The organism is Streptomyces sp. NPDC002935, from assembly GCF_040611295.1.
GTDB lineage: Bacteria > Actinomycetota > Actinomycetes > Streptomycetales > Streptomycetaceae > Streptomyces.
Map to the genome: position 1 here is coordinate 22720 of NZ_JBEXNW010000040.1, position 14999 is coordinate 37718.

General features: G+C 69.8%; 10 protein-coding genes and 1 pseudogene. 5 read left to right on the plus strand and 6 right to left on the minus strand.

The genetic code is table 11. The features are described 5' to 3' along the window. Positions 1 to 25: 25 nt before the first annotated feature. From nhaA to ABZX90_RS36750, 3 genes are all read right to left on the minus strand, one after another. Positions 26 to 1420, minus strand: coding sequence for a Na+/H+ antiporter NhaA (gene nhaA, locus ABZX90_RS36740; RefSeq protein ID WP_355212360.1), 1395 nt, complete (start codon positions 1418 to 1420; stop codon positions 26 to 28). Positions 1421 to 1885: 465 nt separating this feature from the next. After that, positions 1886 to 3886: an acetate--CoA ligase gene (acs, locus tag ABZX90_RS36745; RefSeq protein WP_351126405.1), complete on the minus strand. Its 2001-nt coding sequence runs from the start codon at positions 3884 to 3886 to the stop codon at positions 1886 to 1888. 418 nt (positions 3887 to 4304) lie between these two features. Then, on the minus strand, positions 4305 to 6674 hold the full coding sequence (locus tag ABZX90_RS36750) for a SulP family inorganic anion transporter (RefSeq protein ID WP_355212363.1): 2370 nt from the start codon (positions 6672 to 6674) through the stop codon (positions 4305 to 4307). 336 nt (positions 6675 to 7010) lie between these two features. On the opposite strand from ABZX90_RS36750, the gene ABZX90_RS36755 reads away from it, so the two are divergent. Next, positions 7011 to 8282, plus strand: coding sequence for a hypothetical protein (locus tag ABZX90_RS36755; RefSeq protein ID WP_355212366.1), 1272 nt, complete (start codon positions 7011 to 7013; stop codon positions 8280 to 8282). Between the two features lie 59 nt (positions 8283 to 8341). Here the strand turns inward: ABZX90_RS36755 and ABZX90_RS36760 are convergent, their stop codons facing one another. After that, positions 8342 to 9322, minus strand: coding sequence for an ATP-binding protein (locus tag ABZX90_RS36760; RefSeq protein ID WP_355212369.1), 981 nt, complete (start codon positions 9320 to 9322; stop codon positions 8342 to 8344). A 101-nt stretch (positions 9323 to 9423) separates the two neighbouring features. Here ABZX90_RS36760 and ABZX90_RS36765 point away from each other — a divergent pair, with 101 nt between their 5' ends. Continuing rightward, positions 9424 to 10248 carry an oxidoreductase gene (locus tag ABZX90_RS36765; RefSeq protein ID WP_355212372.1) on the plus strand — a complete coding sequence of 275 codons (825 nt, stop codon included), beginning with the start codon at positions 9424 to 9426 and terminating at the stop codon, positions 10246 to 10248. Positions 10249 to 10619: 371 nt separating this feature from the next. Here ABZX90_RS36765 and ABZX90_RS36770 read toward each other — a convergent pair whose 3' ends face one another. Continuing rightward, positions 10620 to 11453, minus strand: coding sequence for an HAD family hydrolase (locus ABZX90_RS36770; protein WP_355212375.1), 834 nt, complete (start codon positions 11451 to 11453; stop codon positions 10620 to 10622). Between the two features lie 572 nt (positions 11454 to 12025). Between ABZX90_RS36770 and ssd the strand changes: the two genes are divergently transcribed. Both ssd and ABZX90_RS36780 read left to right on the plus strand, forming a co-directional pair. Beyond that, entirely contained in the window at positions 12026 to 13120 is a 1095-nt protein-coding gene (gene ssd / locus ABZX90_RS36775) for a septum site-determining protein Ssd (protein WP_355212378.1), read from the plus strand. Between the two features lie 254 nt (positions 13121 to 13374). Next, positions 13375 to 14001: pseudogene (locus ABZX90_RS36780) on the plus strand (ATPase, T2SS/T4P/T4SS family); the annotation flags it as partial. A 378-nt stretch (positions 14002 to 14379) separates the two neighbouring features. On the opposite strand, the gene ABZX90_RS36785 reads toward ABZX90_RS36780, so the two are convergent. Next, positions 14380 to 14580, minus strand: a complete 201-nt coding sequence (locus ABZX90_RS36785; RefSeq protein ID WP_355212381.1) for a hypothetical protein — start codon at positions 14578 to 14580, stop codon at positions 14380 to 14382. A 155-nt stretch (positions 14581 to 14735) separates the two neighbouring features. Between ABZX90_RS36785 and ABZX90_RS36790 the strand changes: the two genes are divergently transcribed. Continuing rightward, positions 14736 to 14972 (plus strand): winged helix-turn-helix domain-containing protein, encoded by a 237-nt coding sequence (locus ABZX90_RS36790; RefSeq protein ID WP_355212384.1) that lies wholly within the window; start codon positions 14736 to 14738, stop codon positions 14970 to 14972. The last annotated feature ends 27 nt before the right edge of the window (positions 14973 to 14999 follow it).

Sequence of the window (14999 nt, forward strand, 5' to 3'; positions counted from 1 at the left end):
CATGTGTTTGTACGGTCCTGTCAGATCATGCCGGACCGTGGTTCCCCTCGCTTGCCCCACCCGCCACTTCGGCAAGCCTGCGATGTTCGGCGGCCTTCCGCTCGTAGATGGCGGCCATCCTCAGGTGGTAAGCCGGGTTGTCCTGCTCGTAGATGTCGGGGATGCCGTCGAGGTCCTCGTCACGCTCCTCGTCCTCGCACAGCGCCCGGTACTTGGCGTTGCGTATCTTCAGCAGCGCCGTGGCGAGCACGGCCGCGATGAACGAGCCGATCAGGACGGCGGCCTTGGTCTCGTCGGTGAGGCTCGTATTGCCCGCGAAGGCGAGTTCGCCGATGAGCAGGGAGACGGTGAAGCCGATTCCGGCGAGGGTGGCGACGGCGGCGACGTCGGCCCACTCCAGCTCGTCACTGAGCGAGGCCCGGGTGAACCGGGCCGTCAGCCAGGTGCCGCCGAAGATGCCGACCGCCTTGCCGACGACGAGTCCGAGCACCACGCCGAGTGTCTCCGGCCGGGTGAACACATCGCCGATCGCCCCGCCGGAGATCGAGACACCGGCGCTGAACAGGGCGAACAGCGGCACGGCGAGCCCCGCCGACACCGGGCGCACCAGATGCTCGATGTGCTCGCCGGGGGAGTGCTCCTCGCCCTCGTGCGGGTGGCAGCGCAGCATCAGGCCCATCGCGACACCGGCGATGGTGGCGTGGATGCCGCTGTTGTACATCAGGCCCCAGATGACCAGGGCGAGCGGGACGTACACGTACCACCCGCGTACGCCCTTGCGCAGCAGCAGCCAGAAGACGCCGAGGCCGACGACTGCCCCGACGAGCGCCGCGAAGTTGATGGAGTCGGTGAAGAAGACCGCGATGATCAGGATCGCGAACAGGTCGTCGACGACGGCGAGGGTGAGCAGGAAGGCGCGCAGGGCGGACGGCAACGACGTCCCGATGACGGCGAGTACGGCGAGCGCGAAGGCGATGTCGGTGGCGGTGGGGACGGCCCATCCTTCGAGCGAGCCTCCGCCGAACACGTTGGTCAGGACGTAGACGACCGCGGGAACGGCCATGCCGCAGACCGCGGCCACCACGGGCAGCACCGCGGCCTTCGGGTCCCGCAGATCCCCGGCCACCAGTTCGCGCTTCAGCTCGATCCCGGCGACGAAGAAGAACACGGCGAGCAGTCCGTCGGCAGCCCAGTGCTCCACGGACAGATCGAGCCCGAGCGCGGCGGGCCCGAAGTGGTAGTGCGAGACGGTCTCGTAGCTGCCCGGCAGGGTGTTCGCCCAGATCAGCGCCGCGATCGCCGCGATCAGCAGCAGCACCCCGCCCACGGTCTCGGCGCGCAGCGCGTCCGCCACGAAGTTCCGCTCGGGCAGGGACATCCGGCCGAAGAACTTACGGGTGGTGCTGGGGGGCGCGGCCACGGGGAGGACCTCCGGTCGAGCAGGCAGGACTGAGCACTCGCCGACCAGACTTCCCGGCACACCATGAACGATCTTGTCGCGCCTTTGGCGCTTTGCTTACTTTACCTAACGTGCGGCCGGGTTGGTGCGGGATCTTCACACTACGACCAAACCGGGCACGGGGGGTTGTTGGTTGGACTGAGGGGGTTGGGAGCTGAGGGGTTGGGCCGAGGGGCATCCCGGCATCCATATCGGCAGCCCTGCGGAAGGACGCTGCACGTTCGAGGGGGGAGCGGTGCGCGCCGGTCGGCCGGGTCCGCCCGTAGGCGCGGGGACTACGCGAGGGCGGGGTGACTCGCGAGGCGAGGGTGCGGGACGGGTTCGAGGGGTGTGGGAACGCGCGAGGGCTTTGGGAACGCGCGAGGGGTGTGGGAGCACCTGGTGCTCCCACACCCCTCGGGCCAGGGCGGGCGGGGTGAGTCCGCGTCAGTCCTCGCTGGGCGCGGCCGGCAGCTTCGCCTGGATCAGGTCCATCACCGTGGAGTCGGTGAGCGTCGTGACGTCACCGAGTTCGCGGTTCTCGGCCACGTCGCGCAGCAGGCGGCGCATGATTTTCCCCGACCGGGTCTTCGGCAGCTCGGCCACCGGCAGGACCCGCTTCGGCTTGGCGATCGGACCGAGCGTGGTGCCCACGTGGTTGCGCAGGTCCGCCATCAACCCGGGGTCCTCGGCGGAAGCCGTCCCGCGCAGGATGACGAAGGCGACGATCGCCTGACCGGTCGTCTCGTCCGCCGCGCCCACGACCGCCGCCTCGGCGACGGCCGGGTGGGAGACGAGGGCCGACTCGACCTCGGTCGTCGAGATGTTGTGCCCGGACACGAGCATCACGTCGTCGACGCGCCCGAGGAGCCAGATGTCGCCGTCGTCGTCCTTCTTGGCTCCGTCCCCGGCGAAGTACTTGCCCTCGAAGCGCGACCAGTACGTGTCGAGGAACCGCTGGTCGTCACCCCAGATCGTGCGGAGCATGGACGGCCACGGCTCGGTCAGCACGAGGTAGCCGCCACCGCCGTCGGGTACTTCGTTCGCCTCGTCGTCGACCACCGTCGCCGCGATGCCGGGCAGCGCCCGCTGCGCCGACCCCGGCTTCGTCTCGGTGACCCCGGGGAGCGGCGAGATCATCATCGCGCCGGTCTCGGTCTGCCACCAGGTGTCGACGATCGGCGTACGGTCCCCGCCGATGTGCTTGCGGTACCAGATCCACGCCTCGGGGTTGATCGGCTCGCCGACCGACCCGAGCACCCGCAGCGACGACAGGTCGAACTTCGCGGGGATGTCGTCGCCCCACTTCATGAACGTACGGATGGCCGTGGGCGCCGTGTACAGGATCGTCACCCCGTACTTCTGGACGATCTCCCAGAACCGGCCCTGGTGCGGCGTGTCCGGGGTCCCCTCGTACATCACCTGCGTCGCGCCGTTCGAGAGCGGGCCGTACGTGATGTACGAGTGCCCGGTGACCCAGCCGATGTCGGCCGTGCACCAGTACACGTCGGTCTCCGGCTTGAGGTCGAAGACGGCGTGGTGGGTGTACGAGGCCTGCGTGAGGTAGCCGCCCGAGGTGTGCAGGATGCCCTTCGGTTTCCCGGTGGTCCCGGACGTGTAGAGGATGAACAGCGGATGCTCGGCGTCGAACGCCTCCGGCGTGTGCTCGGCCGACTGCCGTCCGACGATGTCGTGCCACCACACATCGCGGCCCTCGGTCCAGGCGACGTCCTCGCCGGTACGGCGGACCACCAGCACCTTGTCGACCCCGTCGACCCGGCTCACCGCGTCGTCGACGGCCGGCTTGAGCGCGGACGGCTTCCCGCGCCGGTAGCCGCCGTCGGAGGTGATGACCAGCTTGGCGTCGGCGTCCTGGATGCGGGTGGCGATCGCGTCCGCGGAAAACCCGCCGAAGACCACCGAGTGCGCGGCGCCGATACGGGCGCAGGCCAGCATCGCGACGACGGCCTCGGGAATCATCGGCAGGTAGACGGCGACCCGGTCGCCCTTGCCGACGCCCAGCTCGGTGAGGGCGTTCGCGGCCTTCGACACCTCGTCCTTGAGCTCGGCGTAGGTGATGGCCCGACTGTCGCCCGGCTCACCCTCGAAGTGGATGGCGACGCGGTCACCGTTCCCGGCCTCGACGTGCCGGTCCACGCAGTTGTACGCGACGTTCAGCTTCCCGTCGGCGAACCACTTCGCGAACGGCGGGTTGGACCAGTCCAGCGTCTCGGTCGGCTCGGTGGCCCAGGTCAGCCGACGGGCCTGCTCGGCCCAGAAGCCGAGCCTGTCAGCCTTGGCCTGCTCATACGCCTCCGCGGTGACATTGGCGTTCGCCGCCAGGTCGGCGGGCGGCGCGAACCTGCGCTCTTCCTTCAGCAGGTTGGCCAGGCTTTCGTTGCTCACGACATCTCCCTTTCCCAGGGTGTCCGTTGTGTCCCAGGCCACAGCTCATCAGACCGGAGGGCTCGGTGACAAGGCCCGATCCTAAATTGGTTTAGACCTATCGGGTGTCGAGGGTCCGGACCTTCGGTCCGCGCGGCGCATCCGTGCCCCGCGGTGCGGGCCCGGCACCTCTCACGAGAACACACGACTCCGCACCCTGAGGCACGTACGCCCCGGCCATCGGGTTCACACCGATCACACCCACGGGGACGGCTCGGGCGACAGGGAGGGGCCAGTCCTCCCTGTCGCCGGGCGGCCTCCGCCGCAGGCCTTAGACCTCCCCCGCCGCCATCCTTCACCCCGTTGCGCGGCCGGGCGTGTCGAGGATCCCCGTCATCGCCGCGACGGGGGCCGGAACACCGAAAGCGGGGGCCGTACATGGTGCGCGGCCCCGCCGGCCGGGGTCGCGCACCACCGTCAGTCACGCCGGATGCCGCAGATCCTCCACAACGCCCACGTGGTCGAACAGCTCGATCCCGTCGGCGTCGGCCAACAGATACGCCTGCGCCTCACCCACATGGAAGTACATTCCGTGCAGTTCGAGCACGCCCTCCCGCAGGGCCCGCGCCACGGACTCGTGCGCCCGCAGATGCTCCAACTGCTGCACCACGTTGGTCAGACAGAGCTGCTCCACCGTGTCGGCGGGCGCCCGTCCGGCGAGCCGCGTCCACGGCCTGTCCTTGGCGGCCATCCGGTCAAGGCTCGGCTGCCCGTGCCGCAGCCACCGCTTGAGCGGCGTGAGCGCCCCGCCGGGCTCCGACGCCAGCAGAGCCTGCATGGCCCCGCACCCGGAGTGCCCGCACACCGTGATGGAGCGCACCTTCAGCACGTCCACCGCGTACTCGATGGCCGCGGCCACCGAGTCGTCCCCGCTCTCTTCTCCGGGCAACGGCACGAGGTTGCCCACATTCCGTACGACGAAGAGATCTCCCGGACCACTGGAGGTGATCATCGAGGTGACGAGCCGAGAGTCCGCACAGGTCAGGAACAGCTGGGACGGCCGCTGCCCTTCCCGTGCGAGCCGGGCCAGCTCGTCCCGCACCAGGGGTGCGGTGTTGCGCTGGAACGCGCTGATGCCGCGCGCCAGTTGGTGCCCTCTCGGCCTGGTCTCGCCGGTCTCCTCGGTCCCTTCGGTCGAAGGGGTGTCCGAGGAGGCGGACCCGTGGTCGGCGGAGGCCTCGCACTGGTGGTTCCGCCAAGGTGTCCAGGGCCGGCAGCGACAGTGTCCGGAGTCCGCGGGCTCGGCGATCCGCGTTCCGGTCCGCCCGGTGAGTTCGACCGTGCCGCCCTGGGCGGTGTGCGAGCTCTGCCAGTCCTGCAGCGACTCGTACGCGGCGTGGTCCATGAACGAGCCGTCCAACTCCACGACGGTGTCCGCCCCTTGGGGCACGAGGTGCAGGGCCCGGCTCAGTCGTGGTACCGCGAGGAACGTCAACTGCCCTCGTACGTGTACGTAGTGGACTCCTTCCTTCTCTTCGTGCGTGATGCGGGTGCGCCCGAGGCGGTGCAGGGCGACACCGACGGCCACGGAGACCCCCAGCGCCACGCCCTCGAGAACTCCGAAGAACACGACGCCGAGCGTGGTGACGGCGTACACCAGCACCTCGCGGTGGCGGGTGACCGTGCGGATGTGGTGCAGGGACACCATCTGGATGCCGACGGCCATCACCAGGGCGGCGAGCGATGCGAGGGGGATCAGCTCCAGGATCGGGACCATCAGCAGCGCGGCAACTACTACGAAAACGCCATGCAGCATCGTGGAGTTCCGGCTGATGGCACCCGCTTGCACATTCGCGGAACTGCGCACGGCGACCCCGGCGACCGGCAGCCCGCCGAGTGCGCCGGAGACGACATTGGCGGCGCCCTGCCCGAGCAGTTCCCGGTCGAGGCCGGAACGGCCCACGCGAGCCTGGAGTTCCGGACGGCCGCTCACGAGCTTGTCCACCGCGACGGCGCCGAGCAGCGACTGCACGCTGCACACCAGCGTCACGGTGAGAACGGCGGCGGCGATGCCGAGCACCGGACCCTCGGGCAGCCCGGCCAGCGCATGGCTGCTCCAGGACGGCAGGTCGACCCGGGGCAGCGTCAGCCCGGCGAGCGAGGCGGTCACGGTGGCTCCGGCGACGGCGACCAGCGCGGCGGGGACCTTGCGCAGGACCTGCCCGGCGCGCCCGGGAACGCGCGGCCAGGCGAGCAGCAGCGCCAGTGTCAGCGCGCTCATCGACAGCGCCGCGGGGTGTGTGCGGGCCACCTGGTCCGGCAGCGCGACGAGGTTGTCCAGGACGGAGCTCTGCGGGATGCCGCCCAGCACGATGTGCAGCTGGGCGACGGCGATGGTCACGCCGATTCCGGCGAGCATGCCGTGCACGATCGCGGGGCTGACGGCCAGGGCCGTGCGGGCCACGCGCAGGCAGCCGAGGCCCAGTTGGGCGATTCCGGTGAGCACGGTGATGGCGCAGGTCGTGCGCCATCCGTAGCGGTGGATGAGCTCGGCCGTGACGACCGTGAGCCCGGCGGCGGGTCCGCTCACCTGGAGCGGTGAGCCGCCGAGGCGTCCCGCGACGAGTCCGCCGACGGCGGCGGCGACGAGGCCGGCCTGGAGCGGCGCGCCGGTGGCGAGGGCGATGCCGAGGGACAGCGGGAGGGCGATCAGGAAGACCGCGATCGAGGCGGACAGATCGGCGCCCGCGACACGGAAGCGGCGGGGCGGGACCGGTGGGGGGCTGTGGGGCTGGTGGACGTGCGCGGGCCGAGTCGAGTCGGCGGCGCGGGTGGGGACGCAGGCAGACATGGTTCCCGTCTCCTCCGGGGCAGCGCGGTCGCGGAACAGGTGATCCCCCGTCCGAGGCGGCGGGGGGCGGGTCGCGGCCGTGGGTCACGGCGTGCAGCGGCGGGATTTTCAACGCTGGGTAAACGGATCGTAATGCAAGGTAAAGGGCTCATGCCGGAAATAGGAGCAAATGGGGCATCCAATCACCCTCCAGGGTGAACCGAGCTTTTGATCGGCTTGTCGTATTTATTCCTCTTCGGTCCCGTGAAACCTTGGCGGCGCTGTCCGTGCATAGCCGCACATAACCGCGATAACGCCCTGACCGGCGTTGCCGACCGAGGAAAAGGAGGGCGGAATATGGCCGCCACCCAGAGGATCGCCGCGGGTGCAGCACTCGCCGCGGCCTGCGCCACGGCACTCGCCGGTTGCGCGGGCGGTACCACCGCTTCCCAGGAAGGCGCGCACGGCGCGAAGAAGGCGGCGGGGGCCCCGGCGCCCAAGGCTGCGGTCCGTCTGATCGGCGACGGCTCCACCTCGTACACCGGGGCGCAGCCGCATCTGCCCCGGCCCGAACGGTTGAAGCCCGGTCAGAAGCCCCCGCAGTTCGTGGTCTTCTCCTGGGACGGCGCCGGCGAGGACAGCCAGAAGCTCTTCTCCCACTTCCGGAAGCTCTCCAAGGCCAACAAGGCGACGATGACGTACTTCCTGAGCGGCGTGTACATGCTGCCGGAGGACAAGCGTGATCTGTACCGGCCTCCGCAGCACTCGCCCGGCAGCTCGGAGATCGGCTTCAACGACGAGCAGGGCATCGAGGACACCGTCAAGCAGTTGCGTGGCGCGTGGCTGGAGGGCAACGAGATCGGCACGCACTTCAACGGCCACTTCTGTGGCACGGAGGCCGGGGTCGGCCAGTGGTCGGTCGCGGACTGGAAGAGCGAGATCGCCCAGGCGAAGTCGTTCGTGAAGTCATGGAGGACCAACACGGGTCTGACGAAGGCGGCGCCGCTGCCCTTCGACTACGACAAGGAACTCATCGGCGCCCGCACCCCCTGTCTGGAAGGTCGACAGAACTTCATGAAGGCGGCCCGCCAACTGGGCTTCCGCTACGACACCAGCGGCGTCAACGACCAGCTCTGGCCGAAGAAGAAGGAGGGGCTGTGGGACCTGTCGATGCAGCTCGTGCCCTTCCCCGGACACTCCTACGAGCAGCTCACCATGGACTACAACTTCATGGTCAACCAGTCGGGTACCCGGACCCAGGGCGACCCCGGCAAGCAGGTGTTCTGGGGCGACCAGATGCGTGACGGCCTGCTCAAGGGATTCGACCGTGCCTACGACGGCAATCGCGCGCCGCTGATCATCGGCAACCACTTCGAGTCCTGGAACGGCGGCACCTACATGCGTGCCGTCGACGAGGTCGTCGAGCGCGTCTGCACCAAGGCCGAAGTGCGCTGTGCCTCCTTCCGGCAGCTCGCCGACTGGCTCGACGCCCAGGACCCGGCCACCCTCGACAGGCTCCGCGGCCTCCAGGTCGGCAAGGCGCCGAAGCAGGGCTGGGCGTCCTTCCTCTCGGGCCGCCCGGCCCCGGCCCCGAAGGGCGTCCCCGGGGCGCCGGCGGTCAAGCCGTAGCGACGCCCCGGACCGGACCGTCGTTCATGCCGCGGTAGCGCGTCGGGCCGGTCGGCCGCTCACGCCGTGGCCATCGGACTCTCGCCGAGTACGAAACCGGGGTCGACCTGCGCCGTGAGGTCCGCCCCGGTCTTGGCGTTGCCCCAGCTGGTGGCGTTCTTCAGGTGGAACTGCACCATCTGGCGCGTGTACCGCTCCCAGTCGCGCAGCTCGTAGGTGGCGTCGGCGGCGGTCCGCAAGGCGTGCAGCGAGCGCCGGTTGACCTCCTCCAGGAGCTCGAACCGGGGTGGGCGGCCCTTCTCCATGGCGCGCACCCAGTCCGAGTGCCCGACCGTGACCAGGAGGTCGTCACCTGCTTCCGCGCGCAGGAAGTCGATGTCGTCCTGGCCCTGCACCTTGTTGCCGACGACCTTCAGGGCGACGCCGAAGTCGCGGGCGTACTCCTTGTACTGGCGATAGACGGAGACTCCCTTCCGGGTCGGCTCGGCGACGAGGAACGTGATGTCGAAGCGGGTGAACAAGCCGGACGCGAAGGAGTCGGAGCCCGCCGTCATGTCGACGACGACGTACTCGCTCCGGCCGTCGACGAGATGGTTCAGGCAGAGCTCCACTGCACCGGTCTTGGAGTGGTAGCAAGCCACTCCCAAATCGGCCTCGGTGAACGGGCCGGTGACCATCAAACGGGCGACGCCGCCGTCGAGTTCCACCGGTCGGGCGCACGCGTCGTACACCGGATTGGCCTCATCGACCCGCAGCAGTCGTGAGCCCTCGCCGGGCGGGGTCGTCTTGATCATCGAATCGGCGGACGTGATGCGCGGATTGGAGCCGCGCAGGTAGTCCTTGATGAGCGGCAGCCGCTCGCCCATGGCGGGCAGCGCGGCGGCTTCCCCTTCTTCCAGCCCGAGCGCGGCCCCCAGATGCTGGTTGATGTCGGCGTCGACGGCGACGACCGGCGCCCCCGAGGCGGCGAGGTGGCGGATGAACAGCGACGACAGGGTGGTCTTGCCGCTGCCGCCCTTCCCGACGAAAGCAATTTTCATGTTCACCAAGGGTAGTGCGATCATTGCTCTCAGTGCTCACGCCGCGTGAAGAAGACCACTCCTTCGTGGGGTGCGGCCCCCGGGTGCGTAGTGTCGTACTCATGAGTACGACAGGTGCGACCGCTGATCCGCTCGCGGCCCTGGGTTCGCTTCCCGGGGTGGCCGAATCCGTGGAGTCCGTCCGCAAGGCCGTGGACCGGGTCTACGGACACCGGATCATGCGGCGTCGCGGCAACGAGATCACGTCCGAGGCGGCGCTGCGCGGGGCCCGCGGTTCCGCGGCGCTGTCCGGTGCAGACTGGGCGCTCGAAGAGGTGCGCCGGCGTACCGACTTCAGCGCGGACGACGAGGCCCGCACGGTCGGAGCCGCCCTGCGGCTGACCGCCGAGGCGGGCCAGCTCCTGTCCATCTGGCGGCAGTCGCCCCTGCGCGTACTGGCCCGGCTGCACCTGGTGGCGGCGGCCGAGCAGGGCGAGGAGGTCGGCCGGCCGCGGCAGAGCGGGGAGCAGGTCGACGAACCCCTGGTGAAGCTGCCGCTGCCCGACGCGAACGAGGTCGCCGGTCGTCTCGAAGGTCTCTCGCAGCTCATCATCGCGGGCGGCGCGGCCCCTGCCCTGGTCACGGCGGCCGTCGTCCACGGTGAACTGATCGCCTTGCGCCCCTTCACCTCCCAGAACGGACTGGTAGCGCGCGCGGCCGAACGCATCGTCCTGATCGGCAGCGGTCTCGACCCGAAGTCCATCTGCCCGGCGGAGGTCGGTCACGCGGAACTCGGCCGTGCGGCCTATCTCGCGGCGCTGGACGGATACGTCTCCGGTACCCCGGACGGTATGGCCGCGTGGATCGCCCACTGCGGCAGGGCCGTCGAGCTGGGCGTCAGGGAGTCCGCTGCGGTCTGCGAGGCGCTTCAGCGCGGCGCCGCGTAAAGGGCGCGCGCGAAGGGCCGGAGAAGGGTTGCGGCGGTACGAGTTCTCGTACCGCCGCTGGCATGTTCACCGGGTTACCAAGCGTCCTCGAGATATTGCCCATCAGGTCGGGAACTTCTGCCCGTCACCTGGTGCGGCTGGCCCGTAATCGACGGGTCGACGTCGCGTGGGTGCTCGATGTTCATGCTCGGTCCGTGGGGCCTGGTTGCGTTTGAAGGTGATCCTCTCGGATGTCCTTGGTCTCGCGGGCCGCTAAACCCTTTGTACTCCAGGTCCAGAGGAAGCGGAAGCCCTGAGCCGCACTTCTTTACTTTTAGGTTCAAAAGGTCGGGAAATGGACATTGATGGGCCGCACGCGCACGCGTGACGGCTCACGCCACCGATGTGCGACGCCGACTGGCGTACCAGACGAGGCCGGCCGTGGCCGCCGCCGCTCCTATCGCGGCCGCCGCGACCAGCGCCGGACGGGGAGGTACGGACAGGGTGGGCAGCCGCTGCTTCAGCCGGACCGGACGGTGGAAGTCCAGAATCGGCCACGAGCGGGCGACGGCCTCGCGGCGCAGCGCACGGTCCGGATTCACCGCGTGCGGGTGTCCGACCGACTCCAGCATCGGCAGATCGGTCGCCGAGTCGCTGTAGGCGTAGCAGCGGGGGAGGTCGTAGCCCTCGGACGCGGCCAGTTCCTTGATCGCCTCGGCTTTCGTGGGCCCGTAGGCGTAATACGCGACCTCGCCGGTGAAGCAGCCGTCCTCGCCGACGACCATGCGGGTCGCCACCACGCGGTCCGCGCCGAGCAGCTCGCCGATCGGCTCGACCACCTCGGCGCCGGACGTGGACACGATCACGACGTCGCGACCGGCCTTGTGGTGCTGCTCGATGAGCGACGCGGCCTCGTCGTAGATGATCGGGTCGATGAGGTCGTGCAGTGCCTCGGCGACGATCTCTTTGACCTGCTGGACGTTCCAGCCGCGGCACATCGTGGACATGTGCTTGCGCATCCGCTCCATCTGGTCGTGGTCGGCGCCGCCCGCCAGGAACACGAACTGGATGTATGCGGTACGCAAGGCCGCCCTGCGGTTGATCAGCCCGCCTTGGTAGAACGACTTGCTGAAGGTGAGCGTGCTCGACTTCGCAATGACCGTCTTGTCCAGGTCAAAGAAGGCTGCTGTACGAGGCAAGGAGTGGTTTTCCACGAGGTTGAGCATAGGGCCCACCATTCGGCGTAAGGTGAGGCGCGTGGGTTTGCCTGAGAAGGCTCTCGGGTACACCATGGAAGTCACGGATCGTTCGCGACCGTGCTAACCCGGTCCGACTCCTCCCCCCCCGAGTCGGCCGTGGGGACGACCCCCGCTCTCCCCCCCGGCGGGGGTCGTCGCATGTCCGGATGGGTTTTCGCCCTCTTCTGCGCGACCCCGGAGCCTCCTCCGCACCGTTGATACCGCGTTCTTGGCGTACCCGCGATCCATCACTCTGTGTAGTCGTTGGGATGCTCTGCGGAAGTCGTTGAGCGCTCACCGGTAGGAGTGAAGGCGATATTCACAGCCGCTGCGTTGTCCACAGTTTTCGACCAAGATCCACACGATTTCCGGGATCGCCGCACCGTGATTCCCACGCGCTCCGCTTGCGGCCAGTTCATGGCCGGTTCCGTTTGGCGGACGCGTTTGGCCGGTTCGTATCGGCCGTTCATATGGAGGCCGCTTGCCGGTCCTTCATACGAGCGGGAATCGCGGGGTCCTGGAGGGCCCCGCGCCAGAAGCAGCGAAGGGGGCTGGAGATCGTGGCGGGAGCCATCACCCATGACAGGCCGCCGACCGCCGAGGGGCGGCAGGGCGGACCATTGATTGTCACCGAGGACGTCGAACTCCTCGACGACCTGCTGCGCCTGTGCGCGGCGGCAGGCGCGCGTCCCGAGGTCCACCACGGGATTCCGGATCGCAGGGGCTGCTGGGAGGCGGCGCCTCTCGTCCTCGTCGGCGACGACGCCGCACCGCGGGTGCGTGCGGCCGCGCGGAGAAGGGGAGTGGTGCTGGTCGGCCGGGATCAGGATGATCCCGGAGTCTGGCGGCGGGCCGTCGAGATCGGCGCCGACAACGTCCTGATGCTTCCGGACGGCGAGCAATGGCTGGTCGACCGCATCGCCGATGTGGCCGAAGGCGTCGGCCGGCCCGCCCTCACCGTCGGCGTGCTCGGCGGCCGAGGCGGGGCCGGTGCCTCCACGCTGGCCTGCGCGCTCGCCCTCACCTCGGCGCGTGAGGGGAAGCGCACCCTGCTCGTGGACGCGGACCCTCTCGGTGGCGGACTCGACGTACTCCTGGGTGGAGAGGCGGCCGAGGGCCTGCGCTGGCCGGCGTTCGCCGGATCCCGCGGCAGGGTCGGCGGCGGCGCCCTGGAGGAGTCCCTGCCCGAACTGCACGCGCTGCGGGTCCTCAGCTGGGATCGGAACGACGCGGTCACCATCCCCCCGCAAGCGGTACGCGCGGTCCTGGCCGCGGCCAGACGCCGCGGCGGTGTGGTGGTCGTCGATCTGCCCCGCCGCATCGACGAGGGCGTCGCCGAGATCCTCGCCCAGCTCGATGTGGGGCTGCTGGTGGTCCCCGCCGACCTGCGCTCCATCGCGGCGGCCGGGCGGGTGGCATCCGCGGTCGGCATGGTCCTGCGCGATCTGAGGGCCGTGGTGCGGGGGCCCTACGCGCCGGGCCTCGACGACCGCGAGGTCGCCCGTCTCCTCGACCTGCCCCTGGTGGGCGAAGTGCCTGCCGAGTCCTTCCCATTGGACGGCGGTCCGCCGCCAGGGAGCCTGCCGAGGGGGCCTCTGGCCCGGTTCTGCGCGGCCTTCTGGGAGCGGGTTCCGGTCGAAGGAGGGGGCGTATGAGCTGGGAAGTGACTACAGGCGCGGAGCGCGGCCCGGGACTCGACACGCGAACGGGACCGAGTCCCGAGGACACAAGCGAGGGCTATTCGCCCAGGCGTGCGGACACGCGGGACGGACCCGGGCACTCCTTGTCCGGTCGGACGGACGCGCGGGACGGACCTGGGCCGGTTCTGCCCCGGTGGACAGGTGCGCGGGAGGGGCCCAGGCACTACCTGTCCGGGCGGACGGATACATGGGGCGGTCCCGGAGGCTCCCTGCCGGCGGGTACGGAGGCGTGGGACGGACCCGGCGGCGGGTCCGACGGACGTGCGGGGCTGCTGGACGGCGTTCGCCAATGGCTGGCCGAGAGCGGCTCCGAGCCGACCCCCGCGCGCGTGGCTCAGGCGCTGCGCGAACAGGGGCGGGTGCTCGGGGACGCCGAAGTCCTCGGCGCGGCCGAGCGGTTGCGCTCCGAACTGGTCGGCAGCGGCCCGCTGGAACCGCTGCTCGCCGACTCGTCGGTGACCGATGTGCTGGTGTCGGCGCCCGACCGGGTGTGGGTGGACCGGGGCGGTGGCCTGGAGCTGACCGCCGTGTCCTTTCCGGATGCGGCAGCCGTACGACGTCTCGCGCAACGCCTCGCGGCAGTGGCCGGCAGAAGGCTCGACGACGCCCGCCCCTGGGTGGACGCCCGGCTGCCGGACGGGACACGTCTGCACGCGGTGCTGCCACCGGTCGCCGTCGGCTCCACCTGCCTCTCCCTGCGCGTCGTACGGCCGCGCGCGTTCACCCTCGACGAGCTGGTCGCGGCGGGGACGGTGCCGCCCGGCGGGGACCGGGTGCTCAGAGCGCTGCTGGACGCCCGGTTGTCCTTCCTCATCAGTGGAGGCACCGGCTCCGGCAACCCCAATCTAGCTTTGTGCCACCACTAAAAGGATCTTGCTCCTATGGGTGGGCACCAGTGCCCACCCATGCCTCTGACCTGCGGTTTCTCGGCCGATTTCGGCGACGTTCGAGATCGCCTTCGAATCCAAGGTTGGGCGCAAAAGGGCCCCGGCCGGATCGGCGTCCGGCCGGGGCCTGGTCCCGCCCGCCCCCAGATCTCACGGGGTACGGGAACGGACGGGAGTCCTAGCGCCTACCGCCGTGGCAATGGCAGTCGCAGCGCACCGTCAAGACCGGTACCTCCCAGCGCGGGGCGCCGGCGCGTCGTAGAACCGCGGGGCCACGGCACAGGTCGTGCATCTCGTGCTGGCACTCCGGGGTCTTCTCCGGCGTGCTCATGGCTGGTCGGCGAGCGGGATGAGGCCGCGCTGCTCACGGCAGGGGGCGCACGCGTACAGGGGGTAGGGCGGGGCGGAGTTCCGCTCGATCGCGTCCACGAGGACCGCGGTCTCCGACGGGCCTTTGTGCCAGTCGCACCACTGGACCGTTGGCGCCCGGTCTGTGCGGGACGCAGGCGCGTGCGTAGGCTCTGCCATGTCGACTCCATCCAGTCGGCCATCCCCCGGGGTCGGTGACACGGCCGCCGGGGTTCTCTGTGTCTCCGCAGCGTAGACCTAGGTAGCTAGGGTAGCTAGGCGTGTCAGGCAATCTCGTCTCGCCGGGTGAGCCTGTCGTGCCTAGCGTCGAGATCATGGACTGGAAGCCGGACATCCCGCGATGGCAGCAGGTGTACGAGATCATCGAGGCGCGGATCGCAGACGGAACGTATCCGCCGGGCGAGCAGCTGCCGGGCGTGCTCGCCCTCCACGCCGAGTTCGGCATCGCGCAGATGACCGCCCGCCGGGTGCTCTCCGAGCTGCGGGACGCCGGCCTCGCACAGATGCAACCGGGCATCGGAACGTTCGTGACCGAGCTGCCCAAGCCGTAAGGGTGGGAGACAGATCCCACCCCTGGA

What these genes read in the sequence shown, in the direction of transcription:
- ABZX90_RS36750 (WP_355212363.1), bottom strand. Translation starts at nt 6,674, where the DNA reads ATGTCTGCCTGCGTCCCCACCCGCGCCGCCGACTCGACTCGGCCCGCG.
- ABZX90_RS36755 (WP_355212366.1), top strand. Translation starts at nt 7,011, where the DNA reads ATGGCCGCCACCCAGAGGATCGCCGCGGGTGCAGCACTCGCCGCGGCC.
- ABZX90_RS36760 (WP_355212369.1), bottom strand. Translation starts at nt 9,322, where the DNA reads ATGAAAATTGCTTTCGTCGGGAAGGGCGGCAGCGGCAAGACCACCCTG.
- ABZX90_RS36765 (WP_355212372.1), top strand. Translation starts at nt 9,424, where the DNA reads ATGAGTACGACAGGTGCGACCGCTGATCCGCTCGCGGCCCTGGGTTCG.
- ABZX90_RS36770 (WP_355212375.1), bottom strand. Translation starts at nt 11,453, where the DNA reads ATGCTCAACCTCGTGGAAAACCACTCCTTGCCTCGTACAGCAGCCTTC.
- ABZX90_RS36785 (WP_355212381.1), bottom strand. Translation starts at nt 14,580, where the DNA reads ATGGCAGAGCCTACGCACGCGCCTGCGTCCCGCACAGACCGGGCGCCA.
- ABZX90_RS36790 (WP_355212384.1), top strand. Translation starts at nt 14,736, where the DNA reads ATGGACTGGAAGCCGGACATCCCGCGATGGCAGCAGGTGTACGAGATC.